This is a genomic window from Clostridium amazonense, from assembly GCF_056431285.1.
The window spans coordinates 227654-252890 of record NZ_JBWKMH010000010.1 but is presented as its reverse complement, the minus strand read 5'-3'; the positions used below and the strand labels follow the sequence as shown (position 1 = coordinate 252890).

Genomic DNA, 25237 nt, shown 5'->3' with positions numbered 1-25237 from the left:
ATTGTTAATTGTTAATTTTGTATAATACTTTAAATTGCCCTTTCTCAAATAAAATAAAAAATAATTTCATTTTACATTATAACCTTATATTTTTTCACAAAACAAAACTGAAAACTAAATTTTAGTTTTCAGCTTTATTTTTAACATTGTTTAATTTCCATAGTATCCACTTAAAAATTCTTTTGCTGCATCAGCTGCATTTCTATATGAGTTTCCACCTTCTTCAAGAATAATAGCAAATGCTATTTCTGGATTTTCATAAGGTGCAAATCCAATAAACCAACTGTGTGGTATTTTATCTCCACTATCATGGTCTGCTGTACCTGTTTTTCCTGCTACTTCTACACTCCATAGATTAGCATTTGTTGCTGTACCACTAGTTACAACATTTCTCATATATTTTTTTATTATCTCTGCAGTATTAGGTTGAACTATCTGACCAATTTCCTTAGATTCAATTTCTGATACTGTATCACCTTTACTGTCCACTATTTTCTGTACTACATTAGGTTCCATCATAACACCATTGTTTGCTATAGTGCTTGCAACCAATGCCATTTCCATAGGACTTGCTAATACACCACTCTGACCTATACCACTTTGTGCTATGTTACCTACTTCATATTTTTTATATGTAGGAAACTGACTATCTTCTAATATTAGCGTACTTGATGGTATTTCCTTATTAAAATAGAATTTTTCAGCCATCTCTTTTAATGTACTATTTCCCATTTCCATAGATAATGTACCAAAAACAACATTACTTGATACTGTAAATGCCTGCTCTAAATTTATACTTCCATGGGCAACACCACTATCATTTTCTAAGGATGCAGTTTCATTGAAATTTATAACACCATTATCTTCAAATATTCTTTCTGTTACTCCATTCATATTCTCTATAGCAGCGGCTGCTGTAACAGTTTTAAATGTAGAACCTGGTGCATATAATCCTGCTGTTGCTCTATTTAAAAATGGAGTTTCTTCATCCTTTGATAATGCTTCCCATTGATCATGTAAATTATTAGGGTTGAATGTAGGTTTAGACACCATAGCAAGTACCTCTCCATTTTTAGGATTCAATGCTATTATGGCACCTTTATTTTCTCCTAATGCATTAAATGCACTTACTTGTAAATTTGCATCTAATGTTGTAACTACACTATCACCTATTTTTTCTTCTTCTTTTTTAAAGTAATTTTTTATACTATTTTTTATATTTCCTTGTTCTCTACCACTTAGTGCCTTATCAAATCTCTTTTCTAATCCACTTAATCCGTACACAGTATCATAATATCCTAATACATGCGCAAATTTTTCGCCATAAACATATTCTCTTGATTGCTCAAATTCTCCAGTTTTTTCGCCTTTTGTTAACGGCTCTAAATTCCTGTCGAATATGGTTCCTCTTAAAACTTTGCTTCTCTCTGCATCATGTCTTTTATTAAATGTACTGTCTCTATATTCGTCACTTTTAAAAACATATACATAATTTATATAAGATATTAACCCTATAAATAAAACAAGAAAAACTATAAGAACTACTTTTATATTGCTTAATATATCATCGCCATTTTTCTTCCTACTATTTCTCATAGTTATTCCCCTCCTCTGAAATTTTTTGAATAATTCCAAGTGAGAAATATGTGATTAGTAAAGAACTACCACCATAACTAACTAATGGAAGTGTTATTCCTGTTAACGGTATAGCTCCTATTACTCCACCTACTATTACAAGTACTTGTGATGCAATCATTGTACTATATCCAACAGCTAATAATCTTGAAAATTTATCTTTTACATATATAGCTGCTCTTATACATCTATAAAATAGTAAGAAGTATATTAGCATTAGCGCTATTCCTGTTAATATTCCCATTTCTTCACATATAGCAGAGAATATAAAGTCTGTAGTAACTACTGGAACAAACTTTGGATATCCAAGTCCTAACCCTGTTCCAAATACTCCACCTTCTGATATAGATATTAAACTTTGAACAAGCTGTAACCCCTGATCATATCCATATTCCCATGGATTTTTCCAAATCATAACTCTAACTCTAACATGACCAAATAAAAAATATCCAGCAACTCCTCCTAATATAAATAGTAAAAGTGCTATAAATACATATTTTTTCTTAGAAGTAGCTATATATAGCATTGTTACAGATATTCCAAAGAAAAGTAATGCTGAACCTAAATCTGTTTGTAGTAGCATAAATATTAAACTTACTGCAACTACCATGGCTGGTTCTACTAAACTTAAAAAGTTATATACACTTTCTTTTTTAAATCCCATTATTTTCAATTTCTTCTTTTCAACATTTTTATCTGCTATTTCTAAGTTATCTTCTTCTACTTTTTCTTTTCTTTTACTTTTTTTGCTCTCATTTATTTCAAAATGCTTGTTAAATATTTTATCAACATAACCTGGCACCTTTCCATAATCTTTCAGTGAAGATGCTAAATATGCAACTAATGTTATTTTTGCAAATTCGGATGGTTGAAATGAGAATCCCGCAATTGAAACCCAGTTCTTTGCCCCCCCTATTTCTGGTGCAAAAAACGTACCTAATGACATTAGTACCAAAGTTATAACAAGATATATATACTTGTAATTGCTAAAACTTTTTAAATCTGGAAGTATTACTACTATCATTATAAATGCAGCTATACCAACTGTAAAAAATATCATTTGTTTAGCTGCAAGGAAAGTTCTTGTTCCATCTTCTATAAAGGTTCCACCAGACATAGGTAAATCCAATCTTGTAAGCATGGCTATACCTATAACTGCTAATAAATTTGAAAATAATAATATATATTTATCGCCGTCTGGAAAAAACTTTCTTATAATAAAATGTGAATACCCTAATACTCCACACATGATAATTCCCATAACAAGAGATACTTTATCAAATGTTGGAGATATTAAAGCTACATTAAGGAAAAGTGTCATTGTTAATAAATATGTAAGCTTCAGAACTCGCTTTTCTTCTTTTAAACTATTCATTTCTGTCACCTTTCCTTTAATTTATAACTTTAAATTCTGATGAACCAATTCTTATAATATAACCTTTTTGTAAAGTTATTTTACCTGAAATATCTGCATCATTAACAAAGGTTCCGTTTGTACTATTTAAATCTTCTAATACATATTCATTATTTCTTAAATATATTTTTAAGTGATGAGATGAAGCATATTTATCACTTAAAACTACCATATTGTCTTCAGCTCTTCCCATTGTTATCATATCGTCTATAGGAATAACAGAACCTTCCTGTAAATTGTAGTTTTGACCTCTTTTTATTATTTCTAAGCCAAATTTAACTCTGTTACTTTTTCTTGGTCTTTTCCTACCTTCATTTTTTACATCTTTGTACATTATCTTTAATGCATAAAAAATAATACAGTAAATTATAAGTACTATTAATATTTTAAATATAAAACTTAAATTTGCCATAGGCATTACTCCTTATAATACATAGATTGCAACAAAGAAAGAAATATTTCTTTCTTTATTGCTATTTATTATTTATGATACTCTCTAATCTTGTCAATTATATCATTTTTTTTAAATATTGTCCTGTATATGATTCTTTGCAATTGCATATATCTTTTGGTGTTCCTGTACAAAGTATAGTACCACCTCTATCTCCACCGTCTGGTCCTAAGTCTATTATATAATCTGAACATTTTATAACATCCAAATTATGTTCTATTACTAAAACAGTATTACCATTATCAACCAATCTTTGTAGGATACTTATAAGCTTATTTACATCTTCTATATGAAGTCCTGTAGTTGGCTCATCTAAAATGTAAAGTGTTTTTCCTGTACTACGTTTAGATAGTTCATATGCAAGCTTAACTCTTTGAGCTTCTCCGCCTGATAAAGTTGTAGATGGTTGACCAAGCCTTATATATCCAAGTCCAACATCCATTAGTGTTTGAAGTTTAGCTGTTATTCTTGGATGATTTTCAAAGAACTTCAGACCTTCTTCTACAGTCATTTCCAAAACATCATCAATATTTTTGCCTTTATATTTAACTTCTAATGTTTCTCTATTATACCTTTTACCTTTACATACTTCACAAGGAACATAAACATCTGATAAAAATTGCATTTCAATTTTTATTATTCCATCACCTTTACAAGCCTCACATCTTCCACCTTTAACATTAAAGCTAAATCTTCCTGGTTTATAACCTCTCATCTTAGCTTCTGGGGTTGTTGTAAATACCTCTCTTATAATATCAAACATACCAGTATATGTTGCTGGATTACTTCTTGGAGTTCTTCCAATAGGACTTTGATCTATATTTATTATCTTATCTATATTTTCATATCCCTTAATTTCCTTATGTGCTCCAGGCATCTTTTTTGATTTATTTATTAGTTTATTAAGACCCTTATATAATATTTCATTTATAAGTGTACTTTTACCTGAGCCAGATACTCCAGTTACAGATACTAATACTCCTAGTGGTATATCAACTTTTACATTTTTTAAATTATTTTGTTTTGCACCTATTATAGTTATGTATTTTCCGTTAGGCTCTCTATATTCTTTTGGTGATTCTATATTTTTTATACCACTTAGATATTGTCCAGTTATAGAATTTTTACATTGCATAATTTCATCCATTGTTCCTGCTGCTACAATCTCACCGCCATGCTCACCTGCACCTGGACCTATATCAACTATATAATCCGCCGCTCTCATTGTATCTTCATCATGTTCTACCACAACTAATGTATTTCCCAAATCCCTAAGATGTTCTAGTGTTTTTATTAACTTATCATTATCTCTTTGATGTAGTCCTATACTAGGTTCATCAAGTATATATAGAACTCCCATTAAACTTGAACCAATTTGTGTTGCTAGTCTAATTCTCTGAGCTTCTCCTCCTGACAAGGTACCTGCTGCTCTTGATAAATTTAAATATTCTAATCCAACATCCTTCAAAAATGATAATCTACTTACTATTTCTTTTAATATTTGTTCTGATATAACTTTATTTTTTTCTGAAAAATTTAGATCACTTAAAAATTTCAATTCATCTTTAATTGATAATGCACAGAATTCTGATATGTTTTTATTTCCTACTGTAACTGATAATGCTTCCTTACTAAGTCTTGCTCCTTTACATTTAGGACATGGATTATCACTCATATACTGTTCTATTTCTTTTTTTATGTAATCAGAATTACTTTCAAAATATCTTCTTTTTAAGTTATTAATAACACCTTCATAATTGTGATTATATATTCCTGTTTTAAATTCCTTTGTATATTCAACTTGTATCCTCTTACCATCTGTTCCGTATAAAATAACATCTAATTTTTCTCTTGGTAATTCATCAAGTGGAGTATCCAATGAAAATTTATATTCCCTTGCTAAAGCTTTTAATACAGAAAGCGTCCAAGAATCTTCTTTTAAACTTCCCTCACCAAAAGTTACTATAGCTCCATCTAGTATACTTTTACTTTTATTTGGTATAACCAAATCTTCATCAATCTCCATAAGTGTACCAAGTCCATCACATTTATCACATTTTCCAAAAGGTGAGTTAAATGAAAACATTCTTGGTGCAATTTCACCTATACTTATTCCACAATCTATACAAGCAAAATCCTCACTAAATAATATATCTTCTTTTCCTATAATATTTACAATAACTAAACCCTCACCCAATTTAAGTGCACTTTCTAACGAGTCTGAAAGTCTTGATTCTATACCTTCTTTTATTACTAATCTATCTATAACAACTTCAATTGTATGTTTTTTAGTTTTTTCTAACTTTATCTCATCTTCTATAAGATCAATTAACTCTCCATCAATTCTGGCTCTAACATATCCATTCTTTTTTACATTTTCAATAATTTTTATATGTTCACCTTTCTTTCCTCTTACAATTGGAGCTAATATTTGAATTTTACTTTTCTGCTCTAAATTCATTATCTGATCTACCATTTGATCTATAGTTTGTTGTGTGATTTCTTTTCCACATTTAGGACAATGTGGTGTACCAACTCTTGCATATAAAAGTCTTAGATAATCATATATTTCCGTAACTGTTCCAACTGTTGAACGAGGATTTCTACTTGTAGTTTTCTGATCTATTGATATAGCTGGTGACAATCCTTCTATATATTCAACATCAGGCTTGTTCATTTGACCTAGGAATTGTCTTGCATATGATGACAAAGACTCTACATATCTTCTTTGTCCTTCTGCATATAATGTGTCAAAGGCTAAAGATGACTTTCCTGATCCTGATAATCCTGTAAAAACAATTAGTTTATCACGAGGTATTTCTAAGTCTACATTTTTTAAATTATTTACATTTGCACCTTTAATAAATATTTTATCCCTCATTCTATATCTCCTTTTTTAATCTTACAATTTCATCTCTTAATCTAGCCGCTTTTTCAAACTGTAAATCTTTAGCTGCTAATTTCATTTCATCTTCTAATTTCTTAATATACTCGACAATATCAATTTCATCCTTTTCTTCTTCTATTCCATAACCTGTTGTTTCCTCAGCTACAGTTGATATCTCTATTACTTCTCTTATATCCTTCATTACTGTAGTTGGTATTATATTATGTTCTTCATTATATTCCATTTGAATTTTTCTTCTTCTATTAGTTTCACTAATAGCTTTATCCATAGACCTTGTAATATTATCTGCATACATAATAACTTTACTCTCTGAATTTCTTGCTGCTCTTCCAATAGTTTGAATTAATGATGTTTCAGACCTTAAAAATCCTTCTTTATCTGCATCTAATATTGTAACTAATGCTACTTCTGGTATATCCAAACCTTCTCTTAATAAATTTATTCCTATAAGTACATCAAAAACACCTTTTCTTAAGTCCCTTATAATCTTCATTCTTTCAATAGTATCTATATCGGAGTGTAGATATGTAGTTTTTACCCCTAAATCCTTTAAATACTTAGTTAAATCTTCAGCCATTCTTTTTGTTAATGTTGTAACTAATACTCTAAATCCATTTTCTATTGTATTATTAATTTCACTGTATAAATCATCTATTTGTCCTTTAATTGGCTTTACTATAATTTGTGGATCTAATAACCCTGTTGGTCTTATTATTTGTTCTGCTACATTTTCAGAGTGTTCATTTTCATAAGTTGATGGTGTAGCACTTACAAATACAACTTGATTTAGATTATCTTCAAATTCTTCAAATTTCAATGGTCTATTATCATATGCTGATGGTAGTCTAAATCCATATTCTACAAGGGATGTTTTCCTTGATTTATCCCCACCATACATTGCTCTGATTTGAGGCATTGTAACATGACTTTCATCTATAAACAATAAAAAATCATCTGGAAAATAATTCATCAACGTTTGTGGTGGTGTTCCTTTAGGTCTTCCATCTAAAATTCGTGAATAATTTTCAATTCCAGTGCAATATCCAACCTCTCTTATCATTTCAATATCAAAGTTTGTTCTCTGTTTTAATCTTTGAGCCTCTAATAATTTATCTTCAGCTTTCAATTCTTCTAATCTTTCTTCTAATTCCTGCTCAATCTGATTTATAGCTATTTCTAACTTTTCCTTTGATGTGGCAAAGTGAGATGCTGGAAATATGGAAATATGCTTCATACCAGAAGTGATTTCACCAGTTAATACATCAAATTCTCTAATTTTATCTATTTCATCACCAAAAAACTCTACTCTTATACCTCTATTAGTTGATGATGCTGGAAATATGTCTAGTACATCTCCTCTTACTCTAAATGTTCCTCTTACAAAATTTATATCATTTCTTTCATATTGTATGTCTACAAGTTGTCTTATTATATCATTTCGTTCTCTCTCAGCGCCTTCTCTTATAGAAACTGTTAGTTTTTTATACTCTTCTGGATTACCAAGACCGTAAATACAAGACACTGATGCTACAACAATTACATCTTTTCTTTCAAGCAACGAAGCTGTAGCTGAGTGTCGTAGTTTATCTATTTCATCATTTATACTTGCGTCTTTTTCTATGTAAGTATCGGTTTGTGCTACATATGCTTCTGGTTGATAATAATCATAGTATGACACAAAATATTCTACTGCATTTTCTGGAAAAAACTCTTTAAATTCTGAACAAAGTTGTGCTGCTAAGGTTTTATTATGAGCTAATACTAAAGTTGGTTTTTGAACCTTTTCAATTATATTTGCCATTGTAAAAGTTTTTCCTGAACCAGTAACTCCAAGAAGGGTTTGGAATTTTTTATTTTCTTTTATTCCTTCTACTAACTTTTCTATTGCCTCTGGTTGATCACCCATTGGTTTAAACTTAGAATGTATTTTAAACTCACTCATTTATCTTCTCCTACTTATCTGATTTTTCTCTATTTCTAACCTTATTAAGTACTTCATCAAAGTTTTTATTCATCTTTACTATTTTACTTTTATTCGGAAATTCCCTAGGAACTATAACTATTCCAGGCCTTATTTTACCTTTAACTACTTCATTTATACTTATTATATCCTTGCCTCTTTTTATCTCCATAGACAACTTTTCTGGAACTTCCTCCATAAATTTAAAAATGTGTTCATCTGTGTACATTTTTATATCATTTATCATAAGTATTATATCTCTAGATTTCAAACCTATCTTTTCTCCAAATGAATTTTTAGCTACATCAAGTATCATTATACCTTCACTATCACTAACATATATAGGTTCGTCATTAACTTCCTTTTTCCTTTGTATATTAAGCATTCCTTCATGCATTGTAGGCATAAGAATCAATAAAATTACCTGCATTATAACACCTAAATGTGCTAATGGAGATATTAATATCAATATTAATCCATAAAATAATATATATATACCTGAAGATAATGCCTTCTTTTCTTTTGTTTTTGTAAATGTAGCGGCATTATAACCTATAACAGAATAAATAGGTAATGCCGATATAGCTAATGTTTCAAATAAAGTTTTATTTTGAGTATGATTAAGTATAGGCCACCATTCTGGAGTTTTAATTATAGTTCCAGTAACATCACTTGATGCTGCTATAACCATTAGTAAAACTATAGGTGTTGCCCAAAATCTTTTTAATATAAATCCACCTACTATTTGATTATTTCTATTCCCAAATACAGGAATAGCTCCTCTTTTGCCATCAATTATAACCAATATACCTTCAACAAAATGCATAACACCTACAAGTGCTAATAAATTCATTATATCTATATCAAATATATTAATTATATCTCCGCTAGTTCCTTTAATCACAAATGATACAATTATTGAAATAATTCCATATACAGCTGATGAATATGATAAACATATAAATCTAGGATTTAACATCATAAGTATTATAGAAATCCAAAATATAATATATATATTTGATGTAGCATTAAATGTTATACCTAAAAAACTTATCATTATACTTGCTAATATTCCACCAAATATGCCTATTACTATTTGCGATATAGTAAGTTCAAATGCTGATATATTTTTTTCTCCCATTATCATATATTCAACTCTTGAACTCTTTTTATTTTTTACATAAAATATAAATCCCAACACAATTAGAATTGTGCAATATGTTGGATCTACTAATGCATATGAAACTTTACTTAAAGTATTTTTTAGTAATTCCAAAACCGAGTTCCCCCTTAACCATTACTTATTTTATATAAACATTTTATTACAAATCTTTCAAACATGATACTTTAAAATGACTATTTATTAATATTTATTATTATAACAATATTAATATCTATTTATCTACATTTTAAAAATAACTAGTTATCATATATTTATAATAACTAGTTATCTTTTTTATATTCTATTTTATTTTTTCTCTTGCAACTTCTAGTGCCTTTTTAAATTGTGGATCTTTTTCTCTATTATATGGTTGTTCCCTTAAATTATCTGGGTATTTAACTTCCACATCTGGACTTATCCCAACTCCATGTATGTTCTTACCATTTGGTGTGAAATATTTTGAAATTGTAACTTTCAACGCAGTACCATCTCCAAATCCATCTTGTGGTCTGTAGAACGTAGTTTGAACTACTCCTTTACCAAAACTAGTTTCACCTACTAATGTTGCATATCCATAATCCTGAAGTGATCCCATAAATATTTCAGACGCACTTGCACTATTTCCATCAATAAGTATAGTTACTGGAAGACCTATACTGTCTCCACCAACAGATTTATAATCTTTTTTTTCTCCATTTTTATCCTCTGTATAAACTATATTTTCTCCTTTTGGAACAAATTGTGATGCCATCTCTACTGTTTGATCTAAAAGTCCACCTGGATTTTCTCTTAAATCAACTATTAAACTTTCCATTCCTGAATCTTTTAAACTCTTTATTGCTTCTTTAAAATGCTTAGAAGTATTTTCATCAAACATTGAAACTTGTATATATCCAATTTTGTCTTCTATCATTTCATTTTTAACTGTTACCATTTCAATTTTTTCTCTTTTTAAATCAAATGATAATTCATCATTATCTCTACTTACTATAAGCTTTACTGCTCCGCCTTCTTCACCTTTCATTATTGAAGTTGCTTTATCCATATCTTTACTTGAAACAACCTCATCATTTACTGATATAATTTCATCACCAGCTAAAATTCCTGCTTTTTTTGCTGGTGAATTTTCAAATGTTGAAACTATAACTATCTTATCATTTTTAGCTCCTATTTGTATTCCTAATCCAACATAATTTCCTTCTGTTTGTGTTGTGAACTCTGTAAATTGTGCCTTATCCATATAACTTGTGTATGGGTCTTTTAATGAAGCTGCCATGCCCTTTGCTGCACCAGTTATAAGATCATCTTCATTTATATCTCCCATGTAATATTTATCTATCTTATCTTTAACAGTATATAGTTTTTCAAATGTTAATATATTTTCAAATGTCTTTTGGCTAACTATAACTTTTCCATTTGGAAGTCTTACTGATATCATACTTACCACAAATGCTGTGATAATATTAGTAAGTATTAAAAGAAGTACTGTGTATGTAACAGATTTTCTTTTTACAGTTTTCTTTTGGCTATCTCTTTTTAAATAGTCATTTTCATTTTTTTCATCCTTCATTGCTATCCACCTCTTAAATTCCTACATTAATAAAATTGCTTAATATATCCAATTCCGTAGTTACTTTAAATAATTATAACACTATTTAAATAAAAACTTAATCTTACTTTTTTATTTATAATTTTATAATTAAAGCAACTCTATTTTCTTTATTATTATATGTATCCATACACCGATTTTATTATCCATTATAAAAAATACTTTACAAAATTCTTCTGCAAAAACAAATAGAGATTGTCTTTTGGACAACCTCTATCTATGTGAAAAATCATTTCTATTTTAATTAAACTTTTAAGAATTTTCTCATTGAAATTATACTTCCTAATGAACCTATAAACATTCCACCAAGAATAAATTCCCATGATAAAGTTTTTAATATATACATATTGCTTACAAAATTAAATCCCATAAGATATTCTTGGAAGCAATTTTGTCCCCATATATATCCAAGATAAACTAATAATAAAGATATAAGTGATCCTAGAATTCCCAAAATCATACCTTCTATTACAAACGGCCATCTTATAAACCAATCAGTAGCTCCAACATATTTCATTATTCCTATTTCTCTTTTTCTAGAAAATACAGTTATTTTTATTGTATTTCCTATTAAGAATACTGAAACAAGTATAAATATAATTGATGCTCCTATACCAGCCATAGTAACTGCATCTGTTATTTTTGTAACCTTATCAATTATTTCTCTAGCATCTTTAATTTTTTCAATTCCCTTTACATCTTTAATTGCTTCAACTACATTATCTATAGCTTTAGGGTCTTTAACTCTAACAATATATGATACTGGTAACGGATTTTTCTTGTCAAATCCTGCTGTAATACTTCCAGTATCGTCACCTAATTGGTCTTTTAAATTTTCTAAAGCCTGCTCTTTACTTTCTAATTTAACATTTAAAACTCCTTCTGTATCTTTAAGAGTTTTTTCAAGTTTAGCTTTTTCTTCGCTAGTTATATCATCTTTCAAGTATATTCTTGCTTCAACTTTAGAACCAACATCATTAACAGCTTTATTTACATTTACCAATGTTAATGCCACTATACCAAGTATAAAGAATGTAGCTGCAACAGTTGCTACTGAGGCAATACTTAAGGTTTTATTTCTTTTTATACTTTTAAATGCATCTTTGAAAAAATATTTAATTGAATCAAATTTCATAACCGTATTTACCCCTTTCTTCGTCTCTTGCTACAGTTCCTTTTTCTATAGCTATAACTCTCTTTTTCATAGAGTCAACAATATCTTTGGCATGCGTAGCCATAACTACAGTTGTTCCAGCCCTATTAATATCACTTATAATATCCATTATTTCTAATGAAGTTTCTGGATCTAAATTACCAGTTGGCTCATCTGCAATTAAAAGGCTTGGACTATTTACAATTGCTCTTGCTATTGATATTCTTTGTTGCTCTCCACCTGATAACTCATTAGGAAATGATTTATATTTCTTAGATAATCCAACCATTGATAATACAACAGGTACTTTCTTATGTATTTCTTTTTCTGTCGCACCTGTAACTCTTAATGCAAATGCTACATTTTCATAAACATTCAATGTAGGTATTAATCTGAAGTCTTGAAATACAACTCCTATTTTTCTTCTATAAAAAGGAACCTCTTTATTTGTTAATTTTGTTAAATCTGTCCCCTCTACAATTACATTTCCTGCTGTTGGATTTACTTCTTTTAACAACATTTTTATAAATGTAGACTTTCCAGCCCCACTTGGACCTACTAAAAACACAAACTCACCTTTATTTATTTCTATATTTAAATTCGATAACGCCAAAACGTTGTTATTATATACCTTCGTAACATTCTTAAATTCTATCATTTTCTTATATTCACACTCCATTCCTTTCCTTTTAAAATAAAACCTAACTTATACTTTTTCATTTCTTAATTATAGCATAATTTTTTGTCTTATTCTTATATAATAATAAAAAAAATCGTTAATTATAGGGTAAATATAAAAAAGTTAATGGATTTTGTACTATAAATACCCATTAACTTTAAAATTTGCTTTACATATTCAGAAGATTTACTAATATTACATCTAATGACAATGAATATATTAATGTAAAAAAACATATACTTCCTATTGCCAATATTATATTAAACTTTTCATAATAAATTCTCCATTGTTTTTCTGAATCTAATGGTCTCATTACTATTGGTTTTGCAAATCCAACAGCTGTAAGAAATAATCCTACACAAGACACTATCATTCCTATCAACATAGAATATCTTAATATTTGGAATGCCCATATATACGAAAAACTTAAAAACTGTACTCCATACCCCCATATAAAATCACTTTTGTATTGATAATTATTTGAAATAGTGTATATAGTGGCAATTATAAAAGCTCCTACTATTACAAGTGCATATATAATTAATGATATTTTAAAGCTTTGAAGTATATCGCCAATTATCATTTTAGTTTTAGATCTTCCACTTATGTATTGATTATTTTCAGATGATTTCATTTCATAATTCATATATCTTCCACTTATTATCTATTTTATAATTAGATAATACTCCTTTCCTAAAAGTTTTTAAATTTACATATTATATTATTTCTTAATTATAAATAAATATGATAAAAGTTCTATATATTTATAACTATTAATAAAAATTTCATATATGAACAAACTATTTTTTAATAATTTTATCATACATTCTTACAAATGTCATTATTTTCTGTAAATTGAAATTAATCAACTTTATTTTTATTCTTATTCCTATTTTTATGTTAAAATATTACTAATATTACGTTTTTAGAAAGGATTGATTATTATTAAACACAATTTTGATTTAATATTAGGAGTACTCTTTGTTATTTACTTTTTAACACTAACTATCTTTCTCGGTAAAATAGCCTTTAGTTCATTCTTTTTAATCACAGGAATATTTCTAATAGTTTTTCATTATTCTAAACCTTACTTTTATAGCATAAATACTATTTCTAGCCTAATTAAATTTGCTAAACCTTTTCTAATAATTTTTCTTATAGTTTTTATTGTTTTAGAAGGATTTATTATTTATTTCTCAACTTTAAAGGATACAACTACTTCAGATTACATTGTAATTTTAGGTGCGGGTCTTAAAAATGATAAGCCATCTTTAACACTTAAAAGACGCCTTGATGCCGTTATCCAATTAACTAAAACTTCTAATGAAAGTTCTAAAATTATCCTTTCTGGTGGACAAGGTCCTGATGAAGGTATTTCAGAAGCTGAAGCTATGAAAATTTATTTACTTAATAATTGTATTTCATCAAATAAAATTATTTTAGAAAATAAATCAACTAACACTTTTGAAAACTTTAAATTTTCTAGAAATATGATACAAAAAGATTCTAATATGAACTTTAGTGATATAAAAATTAAAATAATCACTAGTAACTTTCATGCTTTTAGAAGTAGTATTTTAGCTAACCGTAATGGCTATAATAATGTTACATTTTATAATAGCCCTACCCCATTAATATTAGAACCAAATTTCTTTACTAGGGAATTTTTTGCTACTTTTAAATCAATAATATTTGATAAATAAGAAAACTATACTATAGGGAAACAAACTCGAATTCAAAACTATTTTTTAGATGTAAATATATTTCTTTCAAAAGAAATACTTACTATAAAATGATTCCGAGCTAGTCTCACTCTTAAGGGTATCCAAGTTTTGGAACTAATAATTATGAAGATGAACTTGGAACCCTATATTTCAAGTCATAATATATTTTTGAAATAGTATAGTTTTCTTATATTTACTTTTATATTCTCTCAAATTTTTGTTACATATCTATTATTCACATTATATATATATTATTTTAATCAGTATTTAATATGTAGAATCTATACTATAAATTAAATAAACTATTTCAAATAGTTGTTAACCTATTAATTTGAAACTCCTATACATTTAAAAATTTTGCAAATTATTTTTTCTTAAATTTTTTGATCACTAACAATATAATACTTTAGATCGGAATCTCCGCTCTAATAATTTATGATACTTAAAATAACTTTACTATAATATTTTATCTTTAATTGTTAATGTTTAATTTTTATATAAATTCTCAACTAAAATATAATTAACTTATTTTTTTAATTTCTATTATGAATAAAGTAATCTACATAAATTAATTTTATATATATAGTTGGGAGTGATTTTTTTGAATGGTCAATCATTATTTCTATCTGTAATTGCATTAATTTATGCAATTTATTTTATTATTGTTGGGGTAAATATACTAAAAACTAAAACTTATATTTCTCATATTACTTCTACAGAATTAATTGTATTGTTTTTTATACTTTTAGTAATGCCTTGGAATAAGAATACAATTTTTGTAGGTTTATGTGCCCTTATCTTCTTCTTGTTTTATTTATTTTTTACACGAAAAAAATATACAAAATTATTTATATATAATATTGATACTAATAACCTAAAAAAAATATTTGATAAAACTTTACTAACAAACAACTTAATATCTAATTCTATCTCTTTGTACTCTTATGAAATTAATCCCATTACACATACCTATACTGATATAATAAAAATTAAGAATTGTAAACATCTAAACAATCACAAACAAATTTTAGTAGACTTTGAAAATAATATTTATACTGAAAATTCATTTGAAGACACTTATATAGGTAAAGTAATGATTTTTTTAGGTATACTATTTATTCTTTTAATTGGATTTTTCTTTATAAAAACTATATAGATTTTAATATAATAAAAGACTTTATGATTAGCAGTAACTAACCATAAAGTCTTAACTTTTTACATTAACTTAAATTTACTTTATTTCTAAACCTTTTTTAACAGCTTTAACTATATCTTCTGATGTTAATCCATATGCTTTTAATAAGTCTGCTGGTTTTCCACTTTCTCCGAAAGTATCTTTTACACCAACTCTTAATACTGGAACTGGATAATTTGCTGTTACAGTTTCAGCTACAGCTGATCCTAATCCACCAATTATATTGTGTTCTTCTGCTGTAACTATTAATCCTGTTTTTCTAGCAGCATTTACTATAGCTTCTTCATCTATTGGTTTTATTGTATGTATATTAAGTACAGTAGCTTTTATTCCTTCTTCACTTAATGTATTTGCTGCTTCTAAAGCTGCATCAACCATTATTCCTGTAGCAATTATACAAACATCTTTTCCTTCTCTTAGGTTAACTGCTTTTCCAATTTCAAATTTATAATCTGAATTTGTGTTTATTTCTGGAACACCACTTCTACCAAGTCTCACATAACATGGTCCATTATATTTTATTATAGCTTCTATTGCTGCTTCTGTTTCTATAGCATCACTTGGGCTTATAACTACCATATTAGGAATACTTCTCATAAGTGATATATCTTCTATTGCTTGGTGTGATGCACCATCTTCACCTACTGTTAATCCAGCGTGTGTTGCACATACTTTTACATTTAATTTAGGATAACATATAGAGTTTCTTATTTGTTCAAATCCTCTACCTGCTGCAAACATTGCAAATGTACTTACAAATGGAATTTTTCCACAACTTGCAAGTCCTGCTGCTACAGACATCATATTTCCTTCTGCTATTCCCATATTTAAAAATCTATCTTCACATACTTTTTTAAATTCTGCAGTTTTTGTAGATTTAGATAAATCTGCATCTAAAACTACTATATTTTTATTTTCTTGACCCATTCTTGCAAGTGATTTTCCGTATGCTTCTCTTGTTGCTATTTTTGCCATTATTTTTCCCCTCCTATTTCCTTTAATGCTATTTCGCATTGTTCTTTACTAGGAGCTGATCCATGCCATCCAGCTTGATTCTCCATAAATGACACACCTTTGCCTTTGATAGTTTTACATACTATCATAGTAGGTTTACCTTTAAAATTCTTAGCCTTTTCAACAGCTTCTTTTATAGCTGCTAAATCGTGACCATCTTCTAATGATATAACATTCCATCCAAAAGCAACAAATTTATCTGCTATTGGATTCGGATTCATAACTTTAGATATATCTCCGTCAATTTGTAAGCCATTATAATCAACAAATGCTGTTAAATTATCTAATTTGTAATGAGCAGCACACATTGATGCTTCCCATACTTGACCCTCTTCAAGTTCTCCATCACCTAAAAGTGTATAAACTCTATAGTCTTTATTATCTAATTTTCCTGCTAATGCCATACCTACAGCAGTTGATATTCCTTGGCCTAATGAACCTGTTGACATATCAACACCTGGCACATAATTCATATTTGGATGTCCTTGTAGTATAGAACCTATTTTTCTTAATTTCATAAGTTCTGACTTATCAAAAAAGCCCATTTCAGCTAATGTAGCATACAATACTGGTGCTGCATGACCCTTTGAAAGTACAAATCTATCTCTATCAGGATCATTTGGTTTACTTGGATCAACGTTCATTTCATTGAAATATAACGTAGTTAAAATTTCAACAGATGATAATGATCCACCTGGGTGTCCTGATGCTGATTCTGTTAACATTGTAACAATATCTTTTCTTATTTCTTTAGTTATTTCTTGTAATTGGTCTAGTGTCTTTTCCATATAACCAGTACCTCCTAGATTATCTTCTATAAATATTATAACAATTTTCTATCTTTTAACAATGTATTTTTATCTTAAGTTTTTTACTTATCCATATTAAAACTATAAAAGAACCTGTTAAGGTTCTTTTATTATATGTGTATATTAAACTCTTTATTAAATTAAACTGTCTTTTTATGCTTTAAATCTAAGCTAAGCATCAAAGATGTATTGACCTTTTCCATATCTTCTTTTGTCATATGACCTATCTTTTCTTTTAATCTTCTCTTATCTAAAGTTCTTATTTGTTCTAAAAGAACTACTGAATCTTTATTTAGTCCATACTCTTCTGATGATATTTCCACATGTGTTGGCAACTTAGCCTTATTTATTTGAGACGTTATAGCAGCTACAATAACTGTAGGGCTATATCTATTTCCTATATCATTTTGAATGATTATAACAGGCCTAACGCCTCCTTGTTCTGATCCCACAACTGGACTTAAATCTGCATAAAATATATCTCCTCTTTTCACAACAGTTGTCATTAGGCAATTCACACTCCTAAAGCTTTGATTCATATTTTATGAAATCACAAACATCTTGTTCTAATCCCAATTCGGATATTTCTAAATTTAATTCCGCCATTTCTAAATATCCATTTTTCATATTTTCTATAAATTCTATTGGAAGTTCTTCCTCTATATATAATATTATAGAGTTATCCAAAGTTTCCTTACTTTCACTATAATCTTTAGTCAAAGTATCACTTATATTCATTAACATTGACTTAGAAATATCTGCATGCAACTTCTTTGAATCTGACATGGAACATCACTACCTCCTATATAACTAATAACAACCATTTATGTACCGTTTTAATTATAATTGAATTAATGTCATGATGTCAAAGAAATTATTGGTTTTTTCTACTTTCTACAACAGTTTTTTACTTTATCTGACAATGCATTAGTTACACATAATTTCTAACCTTAATTACTTTTCCACCTTTTGTATAAACCCTCGGAACTCTCTTATTAATTGCACAAATTACTTCATAGTTAATAGTTCCTAGGCTTTCTGCTATATCATCAGCATTAAATTTATTACCTTGGTTGTCTTCACCTAATAGTATAACCTCATTTCCAATTTTTACACCCTCAATATCAGTTATATCTATCATACATTGGTCCATACATATGGTTCCAACTATCGGTGCAAACTTTCCATTAATAATAACTTTTCCTTTTCCAAAAAGTAATCTTGTATATCCATCTGCATATCCTACTGGTAATGTAGCTATAATGCTTTCCCTCTCTGTAGTAAACCGTCTTCCATAACTTATATGCTCTCCTGCCTTTAAAGTCTTTATATGAACTATATTAGACTTAACTGACATAACTGGCCTTAAATTCAATTTACCCTTTAAAACTTCATTTGACGGATAATATCCATATTGGATAATTCCAGGTCTAACATAATCGAAATGAGTCTTAGGCAAATCTATAATTGCAGCACTATTTCCTATATGTCTATTATTTATTTTCACATCATTTTCTATTAACCTTTTATAAAAATCCTCATAACACATCAATTGTTTAAGTGTATATTCTTTACAGCTTTCATCAGCTGAAGAAAAATGTGAAAATAAACCTTCAATTTCTATATTTGGTAGTTGATTTATTTTTGATATTTCATTTAAACTAGTTTCATTTGGTAAGAATCCTATCCTTCCCATGCCTGTATCTATCCCTATATGAATCTTAGCTATTTTATTTTTCTTTCTTGCCATATTGGATAACTCTTTTGCAAACTCATAATTTATAACAGTTTGCTCAATATTATATTTTAAAAGTGTATCTATCAAGTTTGGTGGTGTAAAACCTAATATCATTATAGGTGCATCTATCCCTGATCTCCTCAATTCTACTGCTTCACTAATTACTGCTACTGCTAATCTATCTGCTCCATTTTCTAAAAGCACTGGTGCTACATCTACTGCTCCATGTCCATAAGCATCAGCTTTTACAACTGCAATAATTCCCTTACTTTGTGAAGCTCTTCTTATTTCTTTCATATTGTGAGCTAATTTATCTAAATCTATTTCTGCCCACACTGGTCTTAAATGTCTAAACATTTTTTCCACCTCTCCATAAAATTAACTATTTATAATGTTATATAATACAACTTGATACCCAATATGTAACCATATTTATTTAATTTCAAAATTTTCAATTTTTTCTTTATTTAAAAATTTTTTGTAGTTACATCTAATTCTAATTGTCCCCTTTTCATCTAATATATGATATTGATTTGGTATTCCACTTTCACTATCAATATACATTATTCCTCTGTATATGTTTTTATTATATCCCGGAAGCAATAAATCAATAGCTAAATATTCCTTATTATCTAATTCCTTATTAGATATTACGACTTGACTGCTACTATCTAAAAATTCGCAAAATTTTTCAACCCCTAATTGATTTAATATTTCATCAAAATTCTCTGGCAAATCGTATTTTTTCATATTTGCTTTATCATTGACATGTATACTATCCTTATCATATGTAAATATTCTATTTTCCCCTAGATTTATCTCTTTACCTATATTTTTTAAATACTTTTGTTTTCCTGAATATTTAAGATTTTGTCTTCCATTTAATACTTCTAGTTCTATATCTGTTTCATATCCCTTCATATTTTTCAAACTATCAATAATCTTAGTTTCATTAGCTTTGCTCAAATCTTTATTATTGCTATGCCTCCAAGTTATTAGTACAGTAAAAAAAAATGCAACTATGCAAATAACTATTACTACTGACCTTTTTATTTTATTACTCACAAATTACTCCCCCTAAATTCAATAATACACTACTATATCTATTAAGAATAATTTGCTACTATAACTTTTTTATTAATTTTTTATATTTTTTTCTAAAAACATTTTTATACCATAAGGCAAAAAATCAATTAAATGAGTTGCATTAACACAAAACATATCTTTTGATAAAACATCTCCACAAAATCCATGTATATAAGCTGACATGAATGTAGCTTTTAACGGATCATATCCTTGAGCTATGAATGATGCTATAATTCCAGTTAATGTATCACCCATTCCACCAGATGCCATAGCACTGTTTCCAGTAGTATTTATATATACCGACTTTCCATCTGTAATTATAGTATTATGATCTTTTAATAGGACTATTACATTATTTAACTCTGCAAATTCCCTAGCAACTTTTATTTTATCATTTTTTATTTCTTCTATAGACAATCCAGTTAATCTTGACATTTCTCCCATATGTGGAGTCAGTACAATTTGATTGTTTTTTGATTCTAACAATTCTAAATTTTGTTGTAATACATTTATTCCATCTGCATCAATTACAATTGGACATTCACTTTTTGTTATAATCTCTTTTAATATATTATAAGTCAACTTACTATTTCCCATTCCAGGTCCTATAGCTATAACATTGCTTTTAGTTACGATATTATTAATTTTATCTGTTTCTTCAAAATTTATTGTCATAGCCTCATTTAACTTTATGCTCATGATGCCTTGCAATTCTCTATGTGTACATAATGTAACTAATCCTGCACCACTTCTAACACATGCTTCTGTTACTAAATATGCTGCACCACTATACCCTCTTGATCCTGCTATCACTAGTACTCTACCATAATCACCTTTGTACCCATCTGATTTTCTTTTTTCAAAACATGATAATATAAAATCGTCATTCAACTTATAAGGTTTAACACAAATACTATGTAAATTAGATACTATAGATTTTTTAAAATCTTGAAATCCTCCATTCATTTTATTCCACCTCCAAAATGGCATATGCTATTGCATTATCATTGCTATGAGATATACTTATATGAATTTTGTAATTTCCATCTTTGCCTACAATTTTCTTAGCATTTTCACTCAAAATAACAATAGGTTTTCCTAATTCGTCATTTATTATTGTTAAATCTCTAAAACTAAATCCCCTAAATCCAGTACCTAAAGCTTTCGATATAGCTTCTTTGGCGGCAAACCTTCCTGCTATTTGTTCTATTCTAAGTTTCTTATTCTTGAAAAATTCTAATTCTTCTTCACTAAATGTTTTTTCTAAAAAACTCTTAGTTCTATTTACTGCTTTTTCAATTCTATGTATCTCTACTATATCAACTCCAATACCAGATATCACTTAACCACCTCACTTAACACATAACACACTAAAAATTTCTCTATACTTATTTATGTTATTTCAACTAAGAAATTTCTAAAATCACCCCTTATTATCAATTTTTTACTTTAAACTTTTTATTTATATATTATCATAAAATTTATTATTATAATAGGTTTTACACAAGTCATATTGCAATTTCAGATTATTTTAAATAAATTTTAGTAAAAATATATTCATAATTTTAAAAATTTTTACTTATTAATAAGAGTAAAATTAGAACTACTCTATTTTACTCTTATTATAAAAATTATTATTTTATTAATGAAACATAAAGTCCATATTTTATAATTTATAAGCCATTTTTAAATAACTACACTATAATTGATTATTGAGTATTCTCTAATTTATATCATTAAAATCTGATATATACCCTTCAATGCATTCTTCTATAACATCAACTAAATGTATTGGAGATACTGTATTATTTTTCAAAAACTTAACTAACTCTGTAACTCTTTCCTTTTTAGGACTTATATACTTTATAAAATCCTTACATGTTGAAATAACTTGTCCATTAACAATATCTTTTCTTTCTACTTCTACTCCATATGCCTTTGATTTAACTATCCGTTGATTTAACTCAGATGAATAATCGCTTTCTAATAACTTGTAAATATATTCATAAGTTACATTTTCATTCTCCATCATATTTTTTATACTTTCAACTACAACCACTAGTATAACCCCCTCAAACTAACACATTTTTTATGCCTTGATTCTATCACTTTATAAAAAAAAAATATGTCAGTTAATGTTTAACGAGTTTTTATTTTCTCGCTTCATTTTGACATATTAATATTAGTATTGCTAAATATGATATTTTTGATATAATATTTAATTGATTTAGTCTCTAATTTTTATATTTTTTTGTCGAATTTTTAAGTTTTTTGCTAAAACTTTTTGCTTATATTTCTTAACCTTTTTGTAAAATGCTTAACCACCTTTTTGTAACTTCTTTTTTACAATCCTCATTTTTATATCTTTATAATTTTTTTTAAAGTCATATAGATTTTCATTATTAATCTCATGATTTGAAAATTTTGCCTCATTGTAAATCTCTGTAAACTTATCAATTTTTGTTTCTTCACTAACTTTTATCTCATATATATTTTTAAGTTGAGTTGGTGTCATATAACTTTTAAATATTCCTATTTTCTTTGTATCATTCTCAAATTTCATATAATTGTACAAAATTTCTTCCTTAACATTAAATTTATTTCTAAATATATTTTTTATATACTTTTTGCTTATCTTCTCTTTGCTCATAGTGTTATATAGTTTTTCTGAATACTCTTCATATGTTTTTTTATCATCTTTAACAATAAACTGTTCAACAATTTTTTTAATTGATATATATATACAATATAACAATATTATAGTAATTATTATTTTTATTATAGGTTCTAGTATTTCATAATTTATTGATAAATTATTTGTAGTGCTTTTTCCCTTAGTAGTTGGTAGTTCATTTTTTGATTTTATCACTATGCTGTTATTATTTTTACTTAAAAATTTAAATATACCTTCTAATGGAACCTTCAGCAAACTTATTGATGCTTGAGCAATAATATTCAATAACTTAGAAATTAATTTAATTACTCCTTTTATTATATTTATCATAAAATTATTCATAGTTAGTATTATTGCTAATATAATCATTGATATGTTATAGTATTTTGCTCTCTTATTAAAAATACTATTGTCATATCTCATGGTTTCCCTCAAATTAATAATGAATAAAGCAAAATATACTACATATGCTCTCATATTATAAGATAACACACCATTCCCTGTTAAATATGAAAACATTGTAGTAAGCAATAATGATGCAAACCCTAAAATTCCTAATATATTCTTACATTCTATATAGCATCTATATTCTCCTAACTTATATAAATTAAATAGTATACAAAAATTTGCAAATATTATTGATGGTATAAACATACTTCCATAATCTAAAAAATAAATTAATAAACTTGTGATTATTAAGCCTATGAAAATTACACTTTTATTGTTTGCTTTTTCTAATAAAAATGATATTATTAACATCATTAAAATACAAATTGATATCAAATTATAACTTAAAACCGTTTTAGAAACTACACTTGAAAAACAATTTATTATTGTAAAAAAAATAACTATCAAAGTTGATGAATATAATAATTTTACTTCTTTAAGCCAACTCATATTTTCATCCCCTTAAAAAATATTTTTTCTATTCCCTTTATATTCTTTACATCTCCATTCTTAGATGTATCTACTATTTTTAAATTTATTCCACCCTTACTTTTTTCCTTTAATAATTGTAAACTTTCATCATCTAAATAAGAAGTTATTATTATATAAGTACAACTTCTTTCAAAATTATTAGACCGCATCTTAATATAATCAGTAAAATTATATAACATTCCATAGTGAATTCTTGCACATAATTCTAATATCCTTTTATAGTTATTAGACATTGGCCTAAGTTCTTGTTGAAATTCATTTTTATTAGATATTATTCTTGCATTTGTCCAAAAGCCTGTTGATATTCCCTCACCTATAGACTTTACAGCTAATGATGCAGCTATTTTTATTCCATTTTCAATAGATTCCTCATCTATATTTTGCCAATGATTTTTATTACATTGAATATTGAAAATTATTACTAACTCACTTTCAGCAGTAAAATCATAATCTTTAACCATTAACTTACTCATCTTCAAGCTAGATTTCCAATGTATATCCTTCATTCTATCCTCTACACCATATTCCCTTATTCCTCTAACATATAAATCATCCTTCTGTATCCAACGTCTTACTGTATTATCCCCGCTAAAATTAGTTACATCAAAATTAATATTACTTAATGGAATAATCTTAGGGTATACTAAAAGCTCTATTAATTCCTTAAAGTCCCGTGTTTCTGTATTCATGGCAAAAACATCTGATATTTCAACTGTTAAATCTTTTATTAAATAAGCACCTCTTTTGGCTTTTATTTTATAAGTTCTAACTTTTCTTGAACGTCCACCAACTCTATATTTACTTACATGAGTAACTCTACCTTCATCACATAATTTTACTTCCTCACCTTCGTACTCTATGCCTTGTGTCATATACTCTCTTAAAATTAAAAAAGCTATTGGAAATCTTTTTTTATTTTCTATAATAGTTGATATCTTGCAAGTTTCTCCTTCTAAGATTCTATTATTATCAATTTCTCTACGTATAATTAAATTATTAAAACCTATAGTTCTTGTTATATATGCTACTAATAAAAATAATAAAATTATTAAATAAAATAAAATGTATGTTGAAATCATATATATCA

Annotated in this window: 22 protein-coding genes; 1 reads left to right on the top strand and 21 read right to left on the bottom strand. The window is 27.4% G+C overall.

Annotated features, from left to right (window positions below; translation table 11 throughout):
* Positions 1 to 150: 150 nt before the first annotated feature.
* The 10 genes from AC07E4_RS05590 to AC07E4_RS05545 form a co-directional block, all read right to left on the bottom strand.
* On the bottom strand, positions 151 to 1596 hold the full coding sequence (locus AC07E4_RS05590; protein WP_040330583.1) for a peptidoglycan D,D-transpeptidase FtsI family protein: 1446 nt from the start codon (positions 1594 to 1596) through the stop codon (positions 151 to 153).
* Positions 1586 to 3010 carry an FtsW/RodA/SpoVE family cell cycle protein gene (locus AC07E4_RS05585; RefSeq protein ID WP_430829008.1) on the bottom strand — a complete coding sequence of 475 codons (1425 nt, stop codon included), beginning with the start codon at positions 3008 to 3010 and terminating at the stop codon, positions 1586 to 1588. Before AC07E4_RS05585 ends, AC07E4_RS05590 begins: the two co-directional genes overlap by 11 nt.
* Before the next feature lie 16 nt (positions 3011 to 3026).
* A complete protein-coding gene (locus AC07E4_RS05580) occupies positions 3027 to 3467 on the bottom strand; it encodes an FHA domain-containing protein (RefSeq protein ID WP_478215900.1) in 441 nt (146 codons plus the stop codon).
* A 91-nt stretch (positions 3468 to 3558) separates the two neighbouring features.
* Complete coding sequence (uvrA, locus tag AC07E4_RS05575) at positions 3559 to 6381, bottom strand: excinuclease ABC subunit UvrA (RefSeq protein WP_478215899.1); 2823 nt, start codon at positions 6379 to 6381, stop codon at positions 3559 to 3561.
* Between the two features lies 1 nt (position 6382).
* Positions 6383 to 8350 carry an excinuclease ABC subunit UvrB gene (gene uvrB / locus AC07E4_RS05570; protein ID WP_478215898.1) on the bottom strand — a complete coding sequence of 656 codons (1968 nt, stop codon included), beginning with the start codon at positions 8348 to 8350 and terminating at the stop codon, positions 6383 to 6385.
* 10 nt (positions 8351 to 8360) lie between these two features.
* The gene (locus tag AC07E4_RS05565) at positions 8361 to 9644 is read right to left on the bottom strand and encodes a PDZ domain-containing protein (protein ID WP_430829011.1); all 1284 of its coding nucleotides are present in this window, start codon (positions 9642 to 9644) and stop codon (positions 8361 to 8363) included.
* A gap of 187 nt (positions 9645 to 9831) precedes the next feature.
* On the bottom strand, positions 9832 to 11100 hold the full coding sequence (locus AC07E4_RS05560) for a S41 family peptidase (protein WP_478215897.1): 1269 nt from the start codon (positions 11098 to 11100) through the stop codon (positions 9832 to 9834).
* 283 nt (positions 11101 to 11383) lie between these two features.
* A complete protein-coding gene (gene ftsX / locus AC07E4_RS05555) occupies positions 11384 to 12274 on the bottom strand; it encodes a permease-like cell division protein FtsX (protein ID WP_040330591.1) in 891 nt (296 codons plus the stop codon).
* On the bottom strand, positions 12264 to 12950 hold the full coding sequence (gene ftsE / locus AC07E4_RS05550) for a cell division ATP-binding protein FtsE (protein WP_040330682.1): 687 nt from the start codon (positions 12948 to 12950) through the stop codon (positions 12264 to 12266). The genes ftsX and ftsE overlap by 11 nt, the downstream gene beginning before the upstream one ends.
* A 190-nt stretch (positions 12951 to 13140) precedes the next feature.
* Positions 13141 to 13617, bottom strand: coding sequence for a hypothetical protein (locus AC07E4_RS05545; protein WP_040330592.1), 477 nt, complete (start codon positions 13615 to 13617; stop codon positions 13141 to 13143).
* Between the two features lie 289 nt (positions 13618 to 13906).
* Between AC07E4_RS05545 and AC07E4_RS05540 the strand changes: the two genes are divergently transcribed.
* A complete protein-coding gene (locus AC07E4_RS05540; RefSeq protein WP_478215896.1) occupies positions 13907 to 14674 on the top strand; it encodes a YdcF family protein in 768 nt (255 codons plus the stop codon).
* Between the two features lie 1252 nt (positions 14675 to 15926).
* Here AC07E4_RS05540 and AC07E4_RS05535 read toward each other — a convergent pair.
* The 11 genes from AC07E4_RS05535 to AC07E4_RS05485 form a co-directional block, all read right to left on the bottom strand.
* Positions 15927 to 16868: a transketolase family protein gene (locus AC07E4_RS05535; protein ID WP_101541726.1), complete on the bottom strand. Its 942-nt coding sequence runs from the start codon at positions 16866 to 16868 to the stop codon at positions 15927 to 15929.
* Positions 16865 to 17692 (bottom strand): transketolase, encoded by an 828-nt coding sequence (locus AC07E4_RS05530; protein WP_040330595.1) that lies wholly within the window; start codon positions 17690 to 17692, stop codon positions 16865 to 16867. Before AC07E4_RS05530 ends, AC07E4_RS05535 begins: the two co-directional genes overlap by 4 nt.
* Before the next feature lie 161 nt (positions 17693 to 17853).
* Positions 17854 to 18219, bottom strand: coding sequence for a type II toxin-antitoxin system PemK/MazF family toxin (locus AC07E4_RS05525; protein ID WP_040330597.1), 366 nt, complete (start codon positions 18217 to 18219; stop codon positions 17854 to 17856).
* A gap of 16 nt (positions 18220 to 18235) precedes the next feature.
* Complete coding sequence (locus AC07E4_RS05520) at positions 18236 to 18499, bottom strand: hypothetical protein (RefSeq protein WP_040330598.1); 264 nt, start codon at positions 18497 to 18499, stop codon at positions 18236 to 18238.
* A 145-nt stretch (positions 18500 to 18644) separates the two neighbouring features.
* Complete coding sequence (alr, locus tag AC07E4_RS05515; RefSeq protein WP_040330600.1) at positions 18645 to 19808, bottom strand: alanine racemase; 1164 nt, start codon at positions 19806 to 19808, stop codon at positions 18645 to 18647.
* 75 nt (positions 19809 to 19883) lie between these two features.
* A complete protein-coding gene (locus AC07E4_RS05510; protein ID WP_040330601.1) occupies positions 19884 to 20516 on the bottom strand; it encodes a germination lipoprotein GerS-related protein in 633 nt (210 codons plus the stop codon).
* 72 nt (positions 20517 to 20588) lie between these two features.
* Positions 20589 to 21503: an NAD(P)H-hydrate dehydratase gene (locus tag AC07E4_RS05505; protein ID WP_051540520.1), complete on the bottom strand. Its 915-nt coding sequence runs from the start codon at positions 21501 to 21503 to the stop codon at positions 20589 to 20591.
* Between the two features lies 1 nt (position 21504).
* Entirely contained in the window at positions 21505 to 21879 is a 375-nt protein-coding gene (acpS, locus tag AC07E4_RS05500) for a holo-ACP synthase (protein WP_040330602.1), read from the bottom strand.
* 381 nt (positions 21880 to 22260) lie between these two features.
* The gene (locus tag AC07E4_RS05495; RefSeq protein ID WP_040330603.1) at positions 22261 to 22596 is read right to left on the bottom strand and encodes a DUF6514 family protein; all 336 of its coding nucleotides are present in this window, start codon (positions 22594 to 22596) and stop codon (positions 22261 to 22263) included.
* A gap of 258 nt (positions 22597 to 22854) precedes the next feature.
* A complete protein-coding gene (locus AC07E4_RS05490; protein ID WP_478215895.1) occupies positions 22855 to 24108 on the bottom strand; it encodes a hypothetical protein in 1254 nt (417 codons plus the stop codon).
* Positions 24105 to 25229 carry a DUF58 domain-containing protein gene (locus AC07E4_RS05485; protein WP_478215894.1) on the bottom strand — a complete coding sequence of 375 codons (1125 nt, stop codon included), beginning with the start codon at positions 25227 to 25229 and terminating at the stop codon, positions 24105 to 24107. The genes AC07E4_RS05490 and AC07E4_RS05485 overlap by 4 nt, the downstream gene beginning before the upstream one ends.
* Between the last annotated feature and the right edge of the window lie 8 nt (positions 25230 to 25237).

Bases quoted from the DNA above. Each gene is read 5' to 3' on its own strand.
- AC07E4_RS05590 (WP_040330583.1), bottom strand. From the start codon at position 1,596: ATGAGAAATAGTAGGAAGAAAAATGGCGATGATATATTAAGCAATATA.
- AC07E4_RS05585 (WP_430829008.1), bottom strand. From the start codon at position 3,010: ATGAATAGTTTAAAAGAAGAAAAGCGAGTTCTGAAGCTTACATATTTA.
- AC07E4_RS05580 (WP_478215900.1), bottom strand. From the start codon at position 3,467: ATGCCTATGGCAAATTTAAGTTTTATATTTAAAATATTAATAGTACTT.
- uvrA (WP_478215899.1), bottom strand. From the start codon at position 6,381: ATGAGGGATAAAATATTTATTAAAGGTGCAAATGTAAATAATTTAAAA.
- uvrB (WP_478215898.1), bottom strand. From the start codon at position 8,350: ATGAGTGAGTTTAAAATACATTCTAAGTTTAAACCAATGGGTGATCAA.
- AC07E4_RS05560 (WP_478215897.1), bottom strand. From the start codon at position 11,100: ATGAAGGATGAAAAAAATGAAAATGACTATTTAAAAAGAGATAGCCAA.
- ftsX (WP_040330591.1), bottom strand. From the start codon at position 12,274: ATGAAATTTGATTCAATTAAATATTTTTTCAAAGATGCATTTAAAAGT.
- ftsE (WP_040330682.1), bottom strand. From the start codon at position 12,950: ATGATAGAATTTAAGAATGTTACGAAGGTATATAATAACAACGTTTTG.
- AC07E4_RS05545 (WP_040330592.1), bottom strand. From the start codon at position 13,617: ATGAATTATGAAATGAAATCATCTGAAAATAATCAATACATAAGTGGA.
- AC07E4_RS05530 (WP_040330595.1), bottom strand. From the start codon at position 17,692: ATGGAAAAGACACTAGACCAATTACAAGAAATAACTAAAGAAATAAGA.
- AC07E4_RS05525 (WP_040330597.1), bottom strand. From the start codon at position 18,219: ATGACAACTGTTGTGAAAAGAGGAGATATATTTTATGCAGATTTAAGT.
- AC07E4_RS05520 (WP_040330598.1), bottom strand. From the start codon at position 18,499: ATGTCAGATTCAAAGAAGTTGCATGCAGATATTTCTAAGTCAATGTTA.
- alr (WP_040330600.1), bottom strand. From the start codon at position 19,808: ATGTTTAGACATTTAAGACCAGTGTGGGCAGAAATAGATTTAGATAAA.
- AC07E4_RS05505 (WP_051540520.1), bottom strand. From the start codon at position 21,503: ATGAATGGAGGATTTCAAGATTTTAAAAAATCTATAGTATCTAATTTA.
- AC07E4_RS05490 (WP_478215895.1), bottom strand. From the start codon at position 24,108: ATGAGTTGGCTTAAAGAAGTAAAATTATTATATTCATCAACTTTGATA.
- AC07E4_RS05485 (WP_478215894.1), bottom strand. From the start codon at position 25,229: ATGATTTCAACATACATTTTATTTTATTTAATAATTTTATTATTTTTA.